Source organism: Taklimakanibacter deserti (assembly GCA_003574785.1).
The window spans coordinates 55,174-72,338 of record QORU01000015.1 but is presented as its reverse complement, the minus strand read 5'-3'; the positions used below and the strand labels follow the sequence as shown (position 1 = coordinate 72,338).

Annotated in this window: 14 protein-coding genes; 6 read left to right on the top strand and 8 right to left on the bottom strand. The window is 63.1% G+C overall.

Annotated elements, in window-relative coordinates; all coding sequences use genetic code 11:
• Positions 1 to 4 precede the first annotated feature (4 nt).
• From DS839_RS27710 to araD1, 3 genes are read right to left on the bottom strand one after another with little or no spacing between them, the layout of a single operon-like run.
• Positions 5 to 415 carry a VOC family protein gene (locus tag DS839_RS27710; protein ID WP_119273755.1) on the bottom strand — a complete coding sequence of 137 codons (411 nt, stop codon included), beginning with the start codon at positions 413 to 415 and terminating at the stop codon, positions 5 to 7.
• Positions 416 to 457: 42 nt separating this feature from the next.
• Entirely contained in the window at positions 458 to 1,237 is a 780-nt protein-coding gene (locus tag DS839_RS27705) for a helix-turn-helix domain-containing protein (protein ID WP_119273754.1), read from the bottom strand.
• Positions 1,238 to 1,242: 5 nt separating this feature from the next.
• Positions 1,243 to 2,235: an AraD1 family protein gene (gene araD1 / locus DS839_RS27700; protein WP_119273753.1), complete on the bottom strand. Its 993-nt coding sequence runs from the start codon at positions 2,233 to 2,235 to the stop codon at positions 1,243 to 1,245.
• A 219-nt stretch (positions 2,236 to 2,454) separates the two neighbouring features.
• Here araD1 and DS839_RS27695 point away from each other — a divergent pair, with 219 nt between their 5' ends.
• From DS839_RS27695 to DS839_RS27680, 4 genes are all read left to right on the top strand, one after another.
• Positions 2,455 to 3,507 carry an ABC transporter ATP-binding protein gene (locus DS839_RS27695; RefSeq protein ID WP_119273752.1) on the top strand — a complete coding sequence of 351 codons (1,053 nt, stop codon included), beginning with the start codon at positions 2,455 to 2,457 and terminating at the stop codon, positions 3,505 to 3,507.
• A gap of 30 nt (positions 3,508 to 3,537) precedes the next feature.
• On the top strand, positions 3,538 to 4,848 hold the full coding sequence (locus DS839_RS27690; protein WP_119273751.1) for an ABC transporter substrate-binding protein: 1,311 nt from the start codon (positions 3,538 to 3,540) through the stop codon (positions 4,846 to 4,848).
• A 191-nt stretch (positions 4,849 to 5,039) separates the two neighbouring features.
• The gene (locus DS839_RS27685; protein ID WP_119273750.1) at positions 5,040 to 5,981 is read left to right on the top strand and encodes a carbohydrate ABC transporter permease; all 942 of its coding nucleotides are present in this window, start codon (positions 5,040 to 5,042) and stop codon (positions 5,979 to 5,981) included.
• Complete coding sequence (locus DS839_RS27680; RefSeq protein ID WP_119273749.1) at positions 5,981 to 6,874, top strand: carbohydrate ABC transporter permease; 894 nt, start codon at positions 5,981 to 5,983, stop codon at positions 6,872 to 6,874. The genes DS839_RS27685 and DS839_RS27680 overlap by 1 nt, the downstream gene beginning before the upstream one ends.
• A 157-nt stretch (positions 6,875 to 7,031) precedes the next feature.
• Here DS839_RS27680 and DS839_RS27675 read toward each other — a convergent pair whose 3' ends face one another.
• The 4 genes from DS839_RS27675 to DS839_RS27660 all read right to left on the bottom strand — a co-directional run bounded on the left by DS839_RS27675 (position 7,032) and on the right by DS839_RS27660 (position 13,093).
• Positions 7,032 to 9,524, bottom strand: coding sequence for a TRAP transporter permease (locus DS839_RS27675; RefSeq protein ID WP_119273866.1), 2,493 nt, complete (start codon positions 9,522 to 9,524; stop codon positions 7,032 to 7,034).
• Between the two features lie 305 nt (positions 9,525 to 9,829).
• The gene (locus tag DS839_RS27670; protein ID WP_119273748.1) at positions 9,830 to 10,801 is read right to left on the bottom strand and encodes a TAXI family TRAP transporter solute-binding subunit; all 972 of its coding nucleotides are present in this window, start codon (positions 10,799 to 10,801) and stop codon (positions 9,830 to 9,832) included.
• 58 nt (positions 10,802 to 10,859) lie between these two features.
• Complete coding sequence (locus DS839_RS27665; RefSeq protein ID WP_119273747.1) at positions 10,860 to 12,206, bottom strand: aspartate aminotransferase family protein; 1,347 nt, start codon at positions 12,204 to 12,206, stop codon at positions 10,860 to 10,862.
• Complete coding sequence (locus DS839_RS27660) at positions 12,203 to 13,093, bottom strand: MurR/RpiR family transcriptional regulator (RefSeq protein ID WP_119273746.1); 891 nt, start codon at positions 13,091 to 13,093, stop codon at positions 12,203 to 12,205. The genes DS839_RS27665 and DS839_RS27660 overlap by 4 nt, the downstream gene beginning before the upstream one ends.
• 74 nt (positions 13,094 to 13,167) lie before the next feature.
• On the opposite strand from DS839_RS27660, the gene DS839_RS27655 reads away from it, so the two are divergent.
• Positions 13,168 to 14,025: a beta-keto acid cleavage family enzyme gene (locus tag DS839_RS27655; protein ID WP_119273745.1), complete on the top strand. Its 858-nt coding sequence runs from the start codon at positions 13,168 to 13,170 to the stop codon at positions 14,023 to 14,025.
• Positions 14,026 to 14,128: 103 nt separating this feature from the next.
• Positions 14,129 to 16,450: a hypothetical protein gene (locus tag DS839_RS27650; protein ID WP_119273744.1), complete on the top strand. Its 2,322-nt coding sequence runs from the start codon at positions 14,129 to 14,131 to the stop codon at positions 16,448 to 16,450.
• Here DS839_RS27650 and DS839_RS27645 read toward each other — a convergent pair.
• Positions 16,438 to 17,085: a helix-turn-helix domain-containing protein gene (locus DS839_RS27645; RefSeq protein ID WP_119273743.1), complete on the bottom strand. Its 648-nt coding sequence runs from the start codon at positions 17,083 to 17,085 to the stop codon at positions 16,438 to 16,440. The genes DS839_RS27650 and DS839_RS27645 overlap by 13 nt on opposite strands.
• Between the last annotated feature and the right edge of the window lie 80 nt (positions 17,086 to 17,165).

Genomic DNA, 17,165 nt, shown 5'->3' with positions numbered 1-17,165 from the left:
GGCGTTACGGTCTCGGGCTCGGTGTGCACAGTTCGACGAGCACACCGTTCATGTCCTGCAGGTAACCTACGCGCTGGCCCCACGGCTTGGCCTCGGGCGATTTCACGACCGAAGCACCCGCCTCGATCGCATGTTCCCAATCGCGGTCGAGATCATGCGAGACCAGCGCGATCTGGGCGCCGATGGGCGGCCTGCCGGGACGGCTGCAGGTCACGTCAACTCCGCCCAACAGATCGGCGCCCCTGAGAAAAGCCTCACCGACGAAACACAGGAGCGTGTCGCCGGTGGCAAGCTCGGCATAGCCTTGCGACGGATGCAGATAGCGCAGCCCGAAACCGAAGGCTCGCCGGTAAAACTCTACTGTCGCCGGGACATCCTCAACGAAGAAGCCCGAATATCTGAAGGTGAGTTGCATTTCATCGCTCCAATCCGCTGCCAGGCAGGGAATTAGAGCCGATCAGGCCTGGGATGTATTGATGAAATCGGACTCGCGCCATTGCCGCCAGCGCGCGGGACTCGGCATCCTCAGCAAGGAAAATTCGCGCGTCATATGGGCCTGATCGGCATAGCCGGCATCTGCAGCGGTCGCGGCCAAAGTCTCGTGGCCGGCGTCGAGGAGCGTGATCGCTCGGCGGAGGCGGGCGATGCGCGCCACTGTCTTCGGGCCCATGCCGAGATCGGCAATCATCTCGCGGTGAAGATGGCGGGTCGAGCAGCCCAGGGCCGTCGCAACGGCATCGACGGAGATCCTGCCCCGCGGCCGCGATATGATATCCACTGCACGCCGGGCAATCCTGTTGCCGGTGAGACCGCGCCGCCTGAAGAGATCAACCAAAGAGCGGGTAAAGTCACCCTGCGAGGATGCTGCAACCAGGCAACCCATATCCTCGAGCGCCAGGCGTGATCCACATGCATCTCTTGCGGCGAGCTTGAAAAGCTCAGGCGCCACGCCCGGCCGCAAGCGCGCACCCATATAGCGAGCCTTGGGCGCAATGGTGATTTCTTCCAGATGCAGCCTGGGCCCGCGCATGAAAACCTGGCCATCCATCCGGCAAATGATCTCAGTGGCGAGATCAGGAAGGATATAATCGGTCAGCGCCTTGCCCCCGGCCCCCGCCTCGAATGTCCAGAGCGACTCGACAAAGCTTCGTATTTCCGGTGGCGGAGCATATCGGCGGAAGAAAACCTGTGCCTCTTGGCCATCCGCACCACGGCAAATCGGATGATCGACATCCATCGCCTTTAGAGAATCCGGATCGTGACCGCGCTTTCCTTGGCGATCTTCAGCGGATTGCGCAAAGGCAGGCCGAAATCGGCGCAATCGATCTCGAACACATCGCCCTCCTCGGGCTTGATGCCGTCGGCGAAGGACAGCGTCGCCGTGCCGAACATATGGACATGGACATCGCCCGGCTGGCGGAAGAGATCATATTTGAAGTGATGATGCTCGAGATTGGCGAAGGTGTGCGACATGTTCGCCTCGCCCGACAGGAAGGGCTTTTCCCAGATCACCTTGCCCTGGCGCTTGATGCGCGATGCGCCTCTGATGTCGGCGGGGGGTGCGCCGACCCTGATCTCCGGGCCGAAGCTCGCGGGTCTCAGCTTCGAATGGGCCAGATAGAGATAGTTGATGCGCTCGGTCACATGGTCGGAGAATTCGTTCGACAGAGCGAAGCCGACGCGGAAGGGCGTGCCGTTCTTGGTGATCACATAGATGCCGGCGACCTCGGGCTCCTCGCCGCCATCGAGCGCGAAAGCGGGCGACAGCAGCGGTGCGCCGGGCGCCGTCGCGGTCGCGCCATTGCCCTTGTAGAACCATTCCGGCTGGACGCCCACCTCGCCCGGCCTGGGCTTGCCGCCTTCGAGCCCCATGCGGAAGATCTTCATGGAGTCGGTCAGCGTCTCCTTGTCCTTCTCGGCGAGGTTCTTGTGCATGGCATCGCGGGTCGCCGCCGAGCCCAGATGGGTGAGGCCGGTGCCGGTCAGGTACAGATTGGCGGCATTGCGATGGTTGATCGGCGCCAGCACCTTGCCGTCGGCATAAGCACGTTCGAGATCAATCTCTTCGCCGAGTCCCTGCTTCTTCACCTTGTCGGCGAGAGAGGCGCCCGTCTCCGCCGCCGCCAGCGCCAGGTCATAGACGCTGGTCGCGCCCTTCACGATGCGCCCGGCGGCACCCGCTTCGCGCACGACCACGCCTGTACCGCCCTTGTAAACCACTTGTGACAACAGCATGCGACGCTCCCTTCCGATTTTTCGAATTATTGTCATACAATTTCCCGGGATGGCAAGTCTGCCTGTTTTTTAGGCGGGCCTTACCTTGCGGCGCGTATTAGTCTTTTGTCGAATAGAGCGGTCTTGGCTTGCAGCGGCGGCGCCGCATTCGTATCGTTCCGCTTCGCGCTCATTACAACAATCAACACCATGAGCGCGGAATGGGAGGATCGCCGCAGCATGGCGGAAGTCGAGATTCGTGACGCGCGCAAGGCCTATGGCAGCGCCCAGGTCCTGCATGGGGTGAGTGTCGACATCGCCGATGGCGAATTCGTGGTGCTGGTGGGACCATCGGGCTGCGGCAAGTCCACGCTGCTCCGCATGATCGCCGGGCTCGAAAGCATCACCGGCGGCGAGATCGCCATCGGCAAGCGGGTGGTGAACAACGTCCCGCCCAAGGAACGCGACATCGCCATGGTGTTCCAGAATTATGCGCTCTATCCGCATATGACGGTCGCCGAGAATATGGGCTTCTCGCTGCGGCTCAAGAACGCGCCCAAGGACGAGATCGCGCAGAAGGTGCGCAGGGCCGCCGACATATTGGGCCTCGCCCCCTATCTCGAACGCTATCCGCGCCAGCTTTCCGGCGGCCAGCGCCAGCGTGTCGCCATGGGCCGCGCCATCGTGCGCGACCCGCAAGTCTTCCTGTTCGACGAGCCGCTCTCCAATCTCGACGCCAAATTGCGCGTCGCGATGCGGGCGGAAGTCAAGCAATTGCATCAGCGCCTCAAGACGACGACGATCTACGTCACTCACGACCAGATCGAGGCCATGACCATGGCCGACAAGATCGTGGTGATGAACGAGGGCGAGGTCGAGCAGATCGGGGCGCCGCTCGAGCTCTATGACCGACCGCGCAACCGCTTCGTGGCGGGCTTCATCGGCTCGCCGGCGATGAATTTCATCTCTGGCCGCCTCGCCGGAGCAGCTTTCGAAGCCGACGGCGGCATCAGGCTGCCGGTCGACGTCAAGGCGCCGGCGGGCCCCGCGGTGGCGCTCGGCGTCAGGCCTGAGCACTTGGTGCTGGCGCCCGACGGCATCAAGGCGGAAGTCATCGTCGTCGAGCCGACGGGCTCGGAAGTGCAGGTCAATGCGCGCGCCGCCAATGGCGATGAGATCGTCGCGGTGTTCCGCGAGCGGCACTCATTCTCGCCCGGCGAGACCATTTCGCTGAAACCCCAGGCGGGCGCCATGCATCTCTTCGACGGCGAGACCGGGCTTCGGATTTCGTGACATGAAGGCAATGTGGAACAGGAGGAAATGATGGGATTCACGCGGCGCGATTTGCTCAAGACGACGGCCGGCGCTTCGGCCGGACTGTTCATGCCTGCGGTCCTCGGCTCTAGGGCCCAGGCCCAGGATCTCTCCTTCAAGCCGGAGGAAGGGGCGAGCCTGCGCCTGCTGCGCTGGTCGCCCTTCGTCAAGAGCGAAGAGGAGCAGTGGCTCGCCAATACCAAGAAATTCACCGAGGCGACCGGCGTCGAGGTGCGCGTCGACAAGGAGAGCTGGGAGGACATCCGTCCCAAGGCCGCGGTCGCCGCCAATGTCGGATCGGGTCCCGACCTGATGTGGGTCTGGTTCGACGATCCGCATCAATATCCCGACAAGCTGCTCGATGTGAGCGATCTCGCCAACTATCTGGGCAACAAATATGGCGGCTGGTATGACGGCCCCAAGAGCTATGCGACGCGCGACGGCGTTTTCGTCGGCCTGCCGCTCGCCACCATCGGCAATGCCATCGTCTATCGCGAGAGCTGGGTGAAGGAAGCGGGCTTCGCCGAATTCCCCAAGACCACGGATGAATTCCTGAAACTCTGCCAAGCCATGCAGAAGACCGGCCATCCGGTCGGCTTCACCCATGGCCATGGCGTCGGCGACGGCAACAACTATGCGCATTGGCTCTTGTGGAGCCATGGCGGCAAGATGGTCGACGAGAAGGGCACCGTCGCCATCAACAGCCCGGAGACGCTGAAGGCCATCGAATATGCGATGGAGCTCTACAAGACCTTCATCCCCGGCACCGAAGGCTGGCTCGATGTGAACAACAACCGCGCCTTCCTCGCCGGCGAATTGTCGGTCATCGCCAACGGCATCTCGGCCTATTATTCGGCCAAGAACGATCCGAAGCTCGCCGAGATCGCCAAGGACATCCGCACCACCAACCTGCCGATCGGACCGGTCGGCAAGCCGGTCGAACTGTTCCAGGTGACGAGCGCCGTCATCTTCAAATACACGAAATATCCCAATGCGGCGAAAGCCTATCTGCAATTCATGTTCGAAGAGGCGCGGATGAATGACTGGATCACCAAGTCGAGCGGCTATTGCTGCCAGACGCTCAAGGCCTATGCCAGCAATCCGGTATGGACGGCGGATCCGGCGAACGCACCCTATGCCAAGGCGTCGGAGACCTTGCGCAACAACGGCTATGCCGGGCCCTTGGGCTATGCCTCGGCCGGCGTGATGGCGGATTACGTGCTGGTCGACATGTTCGCCGAAGCCGTCACCGGCCAGCAGACGCCGCAAGCCGCCATGGAACGCGCCGAGAAGCGGGCCAATCGCTACTATCGCGTGTGACGACATCCCCTCTCCCCCAACGGGGGAGAGGGTTAGGGTGAGGGGGAACCGGCGGAGCGGTTTCTATGAAATGCGAGGAAGCTTCCCCGTCCGTTCCCCCTCACCTTCCCGTTGCTACGCAATGGGCCCCTCCCTCTCCCCCGTTGGGGGCGAGGGTAAGGCGCCTCGGCTGAGGAGTGTTTGAAAGAATAATGGCCGATACGACAGCCATAGGATCCCCCCAATCGACATCCCTCCTGGGCCGGCTCGAAAACAGCCGCCTGGCGCTGGGTCTCCTCTTTCTCTTGCCGGCGGCGACGCTGCTTTTGCTCTTCCTCACCTATCCCTTGGGCCTTGGCGTCTGGCTCGGCTTCACCGACGAGCGCGTCGGCCGGCCCGGCATCTATATCGGTCTCGAAAATTACGAGTTCCTGTGGAACGACACGGTCTTCTGGCTCGCGGTCTTCAACACGCTGCTCTACACCGTCGTCGCCTCGGTTCTCAAATTCGCTTTGGGCCTGTGGCTGGCGCTGCTCCTCAACGAGAAGCTCCCCTTCAAGGCCTTCCTGCGCGCCATCGTGCTCCTGCCCTGGGTGGTGCCGACGGTCCTCTCGGCCATCGCCTTCTGGTGGATCTATGACGCGCAATTCTCGATCCTCTCCTATGTGCTGCAGAAATTCGGGCTGATCACGGGGCCGATCAACTTCCTCGGCGATCCGACCAATGCGCGCGCCTCGGTCATCGCCGCCAATATCTGGCGCGGCATCCCTTTCATCGCCATCACGCTGCTCGCCGGCCTCCAGACCATCTCGCCCTCGCTCTATGAGGCGGCGACCCTCGACGGCGCCACCTCCTGGCAGCGCTTCCGCTTCGTGACCTTCCCGTTGCTCACGCCCATCATCGCCATCGTGATGACCTTCTCGGTGCTCTTCACCTTCACCGATTTCCAGCTCATCTATGTGCTGACCCGCGGCGGGCCGGTGAATGCCACGCATCTGATGGCGACATTGAGCTTCCAGCGCGGCATTTCCGGCGGCAATCTCGGCGAAGGCGCGGCGATCGCCGTCGCCATGATCCCCTTCCTGCTTGCCGCCATCCTGTTCAGCTATTTCGGATTGCAGCGGCGGCGCTGGCAGCAAGGCGGGAAAGACTGATGGCCGACGTCACGCGATCAGCGAACCTCGCCGGCGATGAAGGCGGCATGAATTATCTCGAGCGCCTGCCGTGGCGCCTCGTCACCATCTACCTGCCGCTTGCCATCTTCGTCTTCGTGCTGCTGTTCCCGTTCTATTGGATGGCGATCACCGCCTTCAAGCCGAATGAGGAACTGACCGACTACAAGAATTTCAGCCCCTTCTGGGTGGTCAGGCCGACCTTCGACCATATCCGATATCTTTTGTTCGAGACGTCCTATCCGGGCTGGCTTCTCAACACGGTGCTGATCTCGGTCGCCGCGACCTTCCTGTCGCTCATCGCCTCGATCTTCGCCGCCTATTCCATCGAGCGCCTGCGCTTCCAGGGCGCGCGCACGGTCGGGCTTGCGATCTTCCTCGCTTATCTCGTGCCGCCCTCGATCCTGTTCATCCCGCTTGCGGTGATGGTGTTCAAGCTCGGCCTCTATGACACACCTTTCGCGCTGATCCTGACCTATCCGACCTTCCTCATCCCCTTCTGCACCTGGCTGCTGATGGGCTATTTCCGCTCCATCCCTTATGAGCTCGAGGAATGCGCGCTGATCGACGGCGCGACGCGCTGGCAGATCCTGACCAAGATCGTGCTGCCGCTCGCCGTGCCGGGACTGATCTCGGCCGGCATCTTCGCCTTCACGCTCTCGTGGAACGAATTCATCTATGCCCTCACCTTCATCCAGTCGTCGGAGAACAAGACCGTGCCGGTCGGCGTCCTGACCGAGCTGGTGCGCAGCGACGTCTATGAATGGGGCGCGCTCATGGCGGGCGCGCTCATCGGCTCATTGCCGGTGGTCATCCTCTATTCCTTCTTCGTCGAGCATTATGTGTCGTCGATGACCGGGGCGGTGAAGGAGTAGATGACACCCTCGCCCCCAACGGGGGAGAGGGAGGGGCCCCAATGCGAAGCATTGGGAGGGTGAGGGGGAACGGGCGGTGAAGTTCCTTGAATATCGGAGAAACTTATCCGCCGGTTCCCCCTCACCCTAACCCTCTCCCCCGCAGGGGGAGAGGGGATTATGCCATCGCGGCCTTGAGCTTGCGGCCGCGGGCAAATTGCAAGGCGGCGATGCCGCCTGCGACCAGAAGCGCTATCGCCGCCGGAATCACGCGCGACGGCCGGTCCGCCGGCTCGAGCACGGCCGTGATCTCATAGCCAACCTCGAGGCCGATGCGCTTGGCATAGGAGCCGAAGGCGACATCCGAGATCGTGACCGCATCGCCCAAGGGCGACACGCCGAGACCCTGGGCGCGCAGCCGCAGGCGCGGCTCCTGCGGATGGCCCAGCGGCAGGCTGACCGTCTTGCGCACATCCTCGCCTTCGAGAGAGAGGCCCTGGACGATGAAGACGATGCGCTCGTGCTCGGGCGCCTCACCGACCTTCTGCAGGAAGGTTGCAGCCGGCACCTCGACCGAAGACGGATAGAAACGGTCGAGAACCCAGCCCGGGCGGAAGAGCACGAAGCAGCAGATGAGCAGCACGGCCGATTCCCACAACCGGCTTTTGGTGACGAACCAGTTCATGGTGGCGGCGGCGAAGAGCAGGATCGCCACGGTCGAGACCAGGATCACCCAGATCAGATGCGCCCAGCCCCCGATGTCGATCAGCAGGATCTCCGGATTGAAGATGAAGACGAAGGGGAGGATCGCGGTGCGCAGCGAATAGAGGGCGCCCTGGAGGCCGGTGGCGATCGGATCCTCCTTGGAGATCGCTGCCGCTGCGAAGGCGGCCAAGCCCACGGGTGGCGTGATGTCGGCCATGATGCCGAAATAGAAGACGAAGAGATGGACGGCGATCAGCGGGATGGCGAGGCCCGCTTGCGCGCCGAGCTCGACCACCACCGGCGCCATCAGCGTCGCCACCAATATGTAATTGGCCGTGGTCGGTATGCCCATGCCGAGCACCAGCGAGACGAGCGCGATCAGCACCAGCATGGCGATGACATTGCCGCCGGAGATGAATTCGACGAACTCCGTCATCATGAAGCCGAGGCCGGTCAAGGTGATGGTGCCGACGACGATGCCGGCGGTCGCGGTCGCGATCGCGATGCCGATCATGTTGCGGGCGCCGCTGGCGAGACCGTCGATGAGGTCGTCGCTCGCGGCGCTCCAGGCGGGCGAAATCGCCTGCCGGCGGAACCAGGCCAGCATGGGCCTTCGCGTCACCACGATGGCGATGATCGAGACGGTGGCCCAGAAGGCCGAAAGGCCGGGCGACATCTGCTCGACCGTCAGGCACCACAGCAGCACGACGAGCGGGACGAGGAAATCGAGGCCGGTGCGGGTCACATCCCATGCGCGCGGCAGCTTGATGATCGGCGCGTTGGGATCGTCGAGCTCGAGATCGGGAAAGCGCGCCGCATACCAGACCGTCCACACATAAAGCGCGATGCCGGCAATGCCCAATATCCAGGGCGCGTTGGCGCCGAAGATCGTCTTGGCCGCCTGGATGCCGTAATAGAGCAGGCAAAGCACGGCGATCGTGCCGGCAAGGCCGAGGCCTGAGCGCAGAGCCCGCGTCCTGCGGTCGACCTTCTCGCGCGGGATCGGCCGCGAGCCGAGCTTCACCGCCTCGAGATGAACGATATAGAGCAGCGATACATAGGACAGGATCGCCGGCAAGGCCGCGTGCTTGATGATCTCGGAATAGGGAATGCCGACATATTCGACCATCAGGAAGGCGGCCGCCCCCATGACCGGCGGCATGATCTGGCCGTTGATCGAGGACGAGGCCTCGATGGCGCCGGCCTTCACGCCGGAAAGGCCGGTGCGCTTCATCAAGGGGATGGTGAAGATGCCGCCCGAGACGACATTCGACACCGAGGAGCCGGAGACGACGCCATTGAGGGCCGATGAGATGACCGCCACCTTGGCCGGCCCGCCGCGCAAATGGCCGAGAAGGGCTATCGAGATCTGCATCATCCAGTTGCCGGCGCCCGCCTTGTCGAGCAGCGTGCCGAACAGCACGAAGAGGAAGACGAAGCTCGTCGAGACGCCGAGCGCTATGCCGAAGACGCCCTCGGTGACGAGCCATTGATGGGTGAGGAAGCGGCTGAGCGAGGCGCCCTTGTGCTGGAGCACGGCGGGCATATAGGGGCCGGCGAAAGTGAACAGGATGAAGGCGATCGCCACGATCACCATGGGAAGCCCGAGCGAGCGGCGCGTCGCCTCGAGCAGCAGGATGATGCCGACGCCGGCGGTCACGAGATCGAGCGTGGTCGGCTGGCCCGGCCGCATCGCGAGCTGGTCGTAAAAGAGAAAGAGATAACCGCCGGCAAAAGCGCCGGCGAGCGCCAGGACCCAGTCGCCCACCGGGATATGCCGGCGCGAGGAGGAGCTGAAGGCCGGATAGGCGGTGAAAGCGAGGAAGAGCGCGAAGGCCAGATGGATCGAGCGCGCTTCGGTGTCGTTGAGGACGCCGAAGCCCAGCATGAAGGGCAAGGGGGAAGCATACCAGAGCTGGAACAGTGACCAGGCGATCGCCACCCACAGGAGGAGCTTGCCGGCCAAGCCCTTGGGCTTGCGCCCGCCCGTATCGGCTTCCGCGACAAGCTGCTCGAGATCGACTTGCGTCGTGGCCGCCTCGGCTTTGACCTGCATCATTCCCTCCCCGGAAATCTCAGCCCCGAAAGGGCCGCCAGCATTTTCGCCTCGCGGCCTCGTCTCTAATGCCCGCCATCCTCCACAATCGTCATCCCGGCGAAAGCCGGGATCCATTGAATAAGTTCACGCGGGCAATGTTGATCGCGTGGAAAGAATTTAGGGGATCCCGGCTTGCGCCGGAGGGCGGAGAATCCACATGCAACAAGAGTGGCTTACTTCAGCCAGCCTTTCTCCTTGTAGTATTTCTCAGCACCGGGATGCAGCGGCGCCGACAGGCCGTTCTTGATCATGTTCTCAGGCTCGAGACCGGCGAAGGCCGGATGCAGCTTCTTGAACTCGTCGAAATTCTCGAAGGTCGATTTCACCAGCTGATAGACGACTTCGTCCGGCGCCTTGGCGGAAGTGACGAGAGTCGCGGTGACGCCGAAGGTCTCGGTCGGATCGGGATTGGCATTGTACATGCCGCCCGGGATCGTCGCCTTGGCATAATAGACATTGTCGGCGACGAGCTTGTCGATGACGGGTCCGGTGAGCGAGACGAGCTTGGCGCCGCAGGTCGTCGTCGGGTCCTGGATATTGGCGGAAGGGTGACCCACGCCATAGAAGAAGCCGTCGATCTTGCCATCGCACAAAGCCGGCCCGTGCTCGTCGGCCTTGAGCTCGGAGGCGAGCGAGAAATCGCCGAGCGTCCAGCCCATGGCGGCAAGCAACCGTTCCATCGAAGAGCGGGTGCCTGAGCCCGGATTGCCGACATTGAAGCGCTTGCCTTTCAGGTCGTCGAATTTGGTGACGCCCGCATCAGCACGCACCAGGACCGTGAAAGGCTCGGGGTGGATGGCGAAGACGGCACGCAATTCGGGGAAGGCCTTGCCGTCATAGTCGCCCTTGCCGTTCAGCGCATTGAACTGCACGTCCGACTGCGACATGCCGAAATCGAGCTCGCCTTCCTTGATGGTGTTGATGTTGAAGGCCGAGCCGCCGGTCGATTCGACCGAGCAGCGGATGCCATGCGTCTTTCTGTCCTTGTTGAGCAAACGGCAGATGGCGCCGCCCGCGGCATAATAGACGCCGGTCACGCCGCCGGTGCCAATGGTGATGAAGCGCTGGTCCTGTGCGGCCGCCGGGCCTGCGGCCAGGAGCGCAATCATGCCAAGACTGGCGAGAACACTGAAACCTCTACTCATCTCACTTCCTCCTTGCTAACCGGTTGCCCTATCAATACGGGCAGCCTCTCCGTTTATTTCACGCCACGTGACGGGTTGCGGCCGTCGCGACGGCCGCATCGACGGCATCGCCCAGGCGCTCGACGATGGTGTCGATGGATCGGGCATCGATGATGAAAGGCGGCGCCAGCAGCACATGATCGCCCAGCACACCGTCGATCGTGCCGCCCATCGGATAGACGATGAGCCCACGCGCAAAGGCCTCGCGCTTCACCGCGGCATTGAGCTTGAGCTCGAGCGCAAAGGGCGTCTTGCCGGCGCGATCGGCGACGAGCTCGAGACCCATGAACAGGCCACGTCCCCTGATGTCGCCGATATGGTGATGATTGCCGAAACGCTCGCGCAGGCGCCGCTCGAGATGCCGGCCCATGGTCTTCACATTGTCGAGAAGCCGGTCGCGGCGGATGACGTCCTGAACGGCCAGCGCCGCGGCGGCCGCCATCGGATGACCCATATAAGTATGGCCATGCTGGAAGAGGCCCGAGCCCTTGGCGAAAGCCTCGAAGATGCGCGCGCTCAGGAGAACCGCGCCGATCGGCTGATAACCGCCGCCCAACCCTTTCGCCATGGCGAGGAGGTCGGGTGCGATGCCCTCCTGCATGCAGGCATGGAGCGTGCCGGTGCGGCCCATGCCGCACATCACCTCATCGAGGATCAAGAGCACGCCATGGCGATCGCAAATGGCTCGGATATGCTTGAAATATTCGCCGACCGGCGGCACGGCGCCCGCCGTCGCGCCGACGACGGTCTCGGCAATGAAGGCCATGACCGTCGAGGGCCCGAGCTCTTCAATCTTCCGCTCGAGCGCTTGAGCGGCGCGCAAGCCATAAGCCTCATCGCTCTCGCTCAGGTTTTGATAGCGATAGGCGTAGCAGGGATTGATATGATGCGTCTCGATCAGGAGCGGCGAGAACTGGGTCCTGCGCCATTCGTTGCCGCCCGCCGCGAGCGCGCCCAGCGTGTTGCCGTGATAGCTCTGGCGCCTGGCGATGATATGGCGGCGCTTCGTCTCACCTTTCTCGACGAAATATTGCCGCGCCATCTTCAAGGCCGCTTCGATCGCTTCGGAACCGCCGCTCACCAAATAGACATGATCGAGCCCCGCCGGCGCCTCTTCGACCAACCGATCGGCGAGACGCTCGGCGACGTCGGTGGTGAAGAAGGCGGTGTGAGCGTAAGCGATCTTCTCCATCTGGGCCTGCATCGCGGCCAACACATCCTTGTGGCCGTGGCCAAGGCAGGAGACCGCGGCGCCGCCCGAGGCGTCGATATAACGGCGCCCGGCATCGTCGATGATCTCGATGCCCAGGCCCCTGACGGCCGCGGGCAGTGTCTCGCGGATCCGCCGATGCAGGATATGGGTCATGGTGCTGGCCTTGCCGGACGCGGCTTCAGATGCACATCGAGAGCGATGAGCTGGCGCTCCATCTGGCGCACCGTGTTCAATGCCGCATGGCCGCCGCGTCCCGCCACCAGAGCGGTCAATATCTCCGCCATGACGAAAGCCGGCGACATGGTGTGGAAGAAGGACGGGCTCTCCGTCGGAACGAGAATGGCCGATTTCGCGAGCTGGGCCAGCGGCGCCACCGGACTGTCGGTGATGGCGATCACCGTCACGCCGAGGGATGCCGCATATTGGGCGATCTCGACCGTCGCCTTGGTATAGGGCGCGATGCTCACGACCAGGAGCACGTCCTCTTTCGTGGCGTCGCGCAACTGATCGGCGCCGACGCCCGCGATCGCATCGAGGAAGACGCTGCGGTCGCCGAAGAAGGACAAGATATAATGTGCGTGCCAGGCGACCGAATGGCTGGAGCGCAGACCTAAGCAATAGATCCGGCGCGCCTCGACCAGATGATCGGCGACGGTGACCAGCCGGTCGAGCGCGCCGGGCTCGGCCAGGCGCGCAAGCTGGGCTGACAATATCGCGATCATCTCGGCCGCCAGCGCCTTGTCGCCGCGCAGTTTCTGGCTTTCGAGCTGGGCGCCCGCCTTGTTGGCGAAATCAAGCGCGCCGCCACGCAAGGCGTCCGCATAGGTGCTGCGGATCGCATCATAACCGGAAAGACCCAGGCTTTTGGCGAAGCGCGTCATCGTCGCCGGACGGACGCCAGCCTTGCGTGCCTGCTCGCGCATCGAGAGCAGCGCCACGTCGCGCGGATGATCGAGAACATAGCGCGCCGCCACCTGAAGCTGGGCGGATAGGCCGTCAAACTGGGCGACGACGCGCTCTGAAAGAAGCCCCGGATCCATGAGGCAGGATAGCGCCGTCCGAGGTATGATGCAACAAGTGTTTCACATATCTTAATTCATGATACACTTGGATCATGAACGAAAAAATATCAGGAAATCCAAGCCCTTCCCTGCCACTGGTCTCGATTGCCGTTGCGCCCAATGGCGGCAGGCGCGGCAAATCCGACCACCCGGCATTACCCTTGAGCCTGGCCGAGCTTTCCGATTGCGCCGCCCGGTGCCTCGCCGCGGGCGCCGCGATGCTTCATCTCCACGTCCGCGACGCGCAAGGCCGCCATCTTCTCGATGGGACTGCCTATCGCGAGGCCATCGGCGAAATCAGGGCCCGGACCCGGGACCGGCTGGTGATCCAGATCACCACGGAAGCGCTCGGCCTCTATAAGCCGGCAGAGCAGATGGCCGTCACCAAGGCGGCGCGTCCCGAAGCCGTGTCGCTGGCTTTGCGCGAATTCGTTCCGGATGCTGCCGCCGAAGCCGCCTTCGCCGCGTTTCTCCTGTGGCTGAAACGCGAGCATGTCATGCCGCAGATCATCCTCTATTCGCCGGAAGAGGCCGTACATCTTGCGCGATTGCGTGAGCGCGGCATCCTTCCGTGGAGGGATGTGCCGGTGCTTTATGTGCTCGGCCGCTATGTGAGGGACCAGCTCTCGAAGCCTGAAGACCTGCTCGCCTTTCTGGCGCCGGACATTCCCCGCTTCGGGCACTGGACCACATGCGCCTTCGGCCGGCATGAAGCGGCCGCGGTAAGCCTCGGCGCTCTCCTCGGCGGCCATGCGCGCGTCGGCTTCGAGAACAATCTTCATCTCCCCGATGGCTCCCGCGCCGAGAGCAATGCCGATCTCGTGCGCGCGGTCGCGGACATCCTTAGGTCCAGCGGCGTCAAGCTTCTGAGCGCCGAGGCGTTGAGAGAATCCTGGGCGAAGCTTTCCTAGCTACCCTCGCCCCGCGAGAGCGGGAGAGGGTATAAGCGTCGCATCTTTTCTCGCCTGTATTCGAGTGGCATGATCCAGGCCTCAGGAAACCCGTGGAGCCTTCATGCGCTGGATGGTTGTTCTTGCAAGCCTGGCGCTGGCTCTGCTCAATGAAGCGGCTGCGGCCGATCCCCTGGAGCGCGGCCTCGCCGTGTCCGATCCGCTCGTCATGCGCCATCTCGAATCGCATGGCTTTCGCATCGACTGCCTCATCCCCCATGTGTCGAGCCCGGATGAATGCACGCACGGCAGTACCTCGGATGCGATCGGCAATCCCTTCCTCCATCCGCCGCTGAAGCAGGTCGCAGGCACGATCAAAGAGCGCATCCTCGAAGCCCAGGCGGACTCGCTCGAAGCGCGTGGCGTCGCCAATGACTACGGCTTCCCGGTCAATTTCTTCGACGACCCGCGCGCCACTTTGGCGCTGGTCGGCGTCGTCAACCGGCTCGACCGCAGCTTCCGCCCGCCCCGGATCAAATCGGCCAAGCGCGAGGATTTCTGCGGCGAGGTGCGCTTCATCTACCGCTTCGGCTATGTCGAGGCGCGCTCGGGTGCCCAATATGCCTCAAGGCTGCCTTTGACCCTCAATGTCGTCATGCGCGCGAAGACCAGGGAGAACCTGCTCTCTTGCGCCCAGATCGCGCAAAGCTGGGATCGTTTCGGGTCCGTTCAGCCGCTGAGCTTCGTCGCCGATGCCGATACCGCCGCGACCGTCGCGACCTCCCTGGTCGCGGGGCCTTTGGCTCAAATTTCTCGGGCCAATTTCGACCGCATCGAGCTCAACATGCAGATCATGCGCATCCCGGCGGCGGAAAAGAAGGATTTCGGCACCCATGCCGAGTATCTGCTCATGGTCTTCAATTTCGATTCGGACACGAAACAGTTCGTCGAAACGAAGCTCGAGAACCAGATCGACCGCTATCTGGGTGTCTGTCGCACGACCGACAAACTGTGCCGGGCCCTTATCCTGCAGAACCCGCGCTTCAAGCAGAGGCTCGCCAAGCTCAAGCAGTTCCTGTTCAGCGACCGCGGTCTCTATGACCTCGATCAGGGCACGCTCATCATCCCGTCGCAATACTTAAGCTTCTCCGGCGTCTCGGTGGCGCCGGGCGGCGAGAGCCGCTTCCGCAACGGACCGATCAATCCCTTCCTCGGCTCCACGAGCCAATGTGCCGGCAAGGCCAGGAGCTCGTTCATCTGTCCGGACGAGCTCGATCAGGCGCTCGCGGCGCTCGACAAGATTGCGGGCCGCGCCGGCCTCATCAAGTCGCCGCGCGGCCTCATCGCCCGCCTCAATGATATGAGCTGCACCGGCTGCCACCAGACGCGCGCCATTGCCGGCTTCCATTTCACCGGCGCCGACACCGCCGGCAATATGCGGGCCAATGAGATCCTGGTGCCGGGATCGGCGCATTTCTTTTCCGACCTGCCGCGAAGACGCGCCATCATGGCCGAGATCGGCAAAGGCACGAGCCTCCACGCAATCGATTTTTCGCGCGGCTTCGCGGCGCGGCCGCAGATGCGCTTCCGCGGCGATCTCGCGGACACGGCCCTCTTCGACGGCTGGGGTGCGCCTTGCGACACGCTGGCCGGCACGGCGAATGCCGATGCGAGCTTCGCCCCGTGGTCCTGCGCCAAGGGACTCGTCTGCCGACCCTTCATGAAATCGCCGATCAATCCGGAACGAGGCTTGTGCGTTTCCGCCTCCGGCGTCGAGATCGGCGATATTCTCGAAGAAGGATCCGTCACCTGGGCTGAAGGCCAGATCGCCAGGGATGTCTATCGGCGCGACTTCCCGCCCTACAGCCGCAATGGCGCGCAGGCCGATCCCTATGATTCAACGCCGATGAGCACCAAGCTCTCGCCCTATTTGCGCAAGCGCCTCGGCGATCTCAACATCGCCAATGCCGCGACCTATCTGGGCGCGCAGCAGCAATTCTGGGCGCAGGACAAATCCGGCGGCTTTCCGGGCGGCATGGTCAGGGTGAAATGCTGCCGCAGCCTGCCGGGCTCGGCGACCTGCGGCAAGGTCGCGGCGACCGGCTTCAACGACTGTCTCGATGATTTGCGGCAACCGCTGCCGGTGTGCTTCAACAAATATGTGACCTATGCGGGCTTGCGGGCCTGCGATTCAGCCCATCCCTGCCGCGAGGACTATATCTGCGTGCGAGGGGCGCTCGAGCGCGGCGAGTCGGTTCGGACCTTGCGGGCCATCACGCTCAATGACGCCAAGGGTCAGCAGGCGCCCGATTCCTGCGGCGCGCCGGATGCGAGCTGGTACGGCAAGATCGCGCAAGGCACCTGCATCCCGCCTTATTTCGTCCTGCAATTCCGCGCCGACAAGCACAACCGGCTGCCGCGCGCGAGTGAAGACTACTTGCGTTGACGCTTGGCGAAGAGCGAGCGCAGCTTGTCGGCATGATGCGGGTCCTCGCTGGAGCAGATGCCGAGGACCAGGGCATCCTTCTTGCTCACCGACAGGAAAGCATGGCCCATGGTGCTGTCGATATAGACGCCTTCGCCCGCCTTGATGCGAGTCGGCTCGTAATGATCGGTGTGGACCATGATCTCGCCTTCGAGCACATAGATGAACTCCTCGCCTGAATGCCGTATCAGCGGACCGAACTTCTCGATGGTGCGGGTCTTGATGCGGGTGAGGATGGGGATCATCCGCTTGTTGGAGAGATCGGGCGACAGGTAGATATATTCGTAGTTCGGCGTGAGCTGCAGCAGTCCGTCCTTGCGCCGCGCGATCGAGCGCCGTGCCGTGGGCCTGACCGGCGGCGGCGCCACCAGCTCCGCCAGGGTGAGCTTGAGGCCTTCGGCGACCTGCAGCATCTTGTCATAGGTGAGCGACATCTTGTTGCGCTCGACCTTGGACAGAGTGGCGACGGACACGCCGGTCCTGCGGCTCACATCCTTCAACGTCCAGTTATGGCGCTTGCGCAACTCGAGCAGTCTTTCGCCCAGCAAGGGCCGCCTGCCGTTGCGCTTCGCGTTTCCTGCAACTTTGCTCGCCATTTTCGTATAGGAAAATTACTTGACTGATAGGAAAACCACATGCGAATGTCCCCTGGCATAAATCCAATCATCCGTCAGTG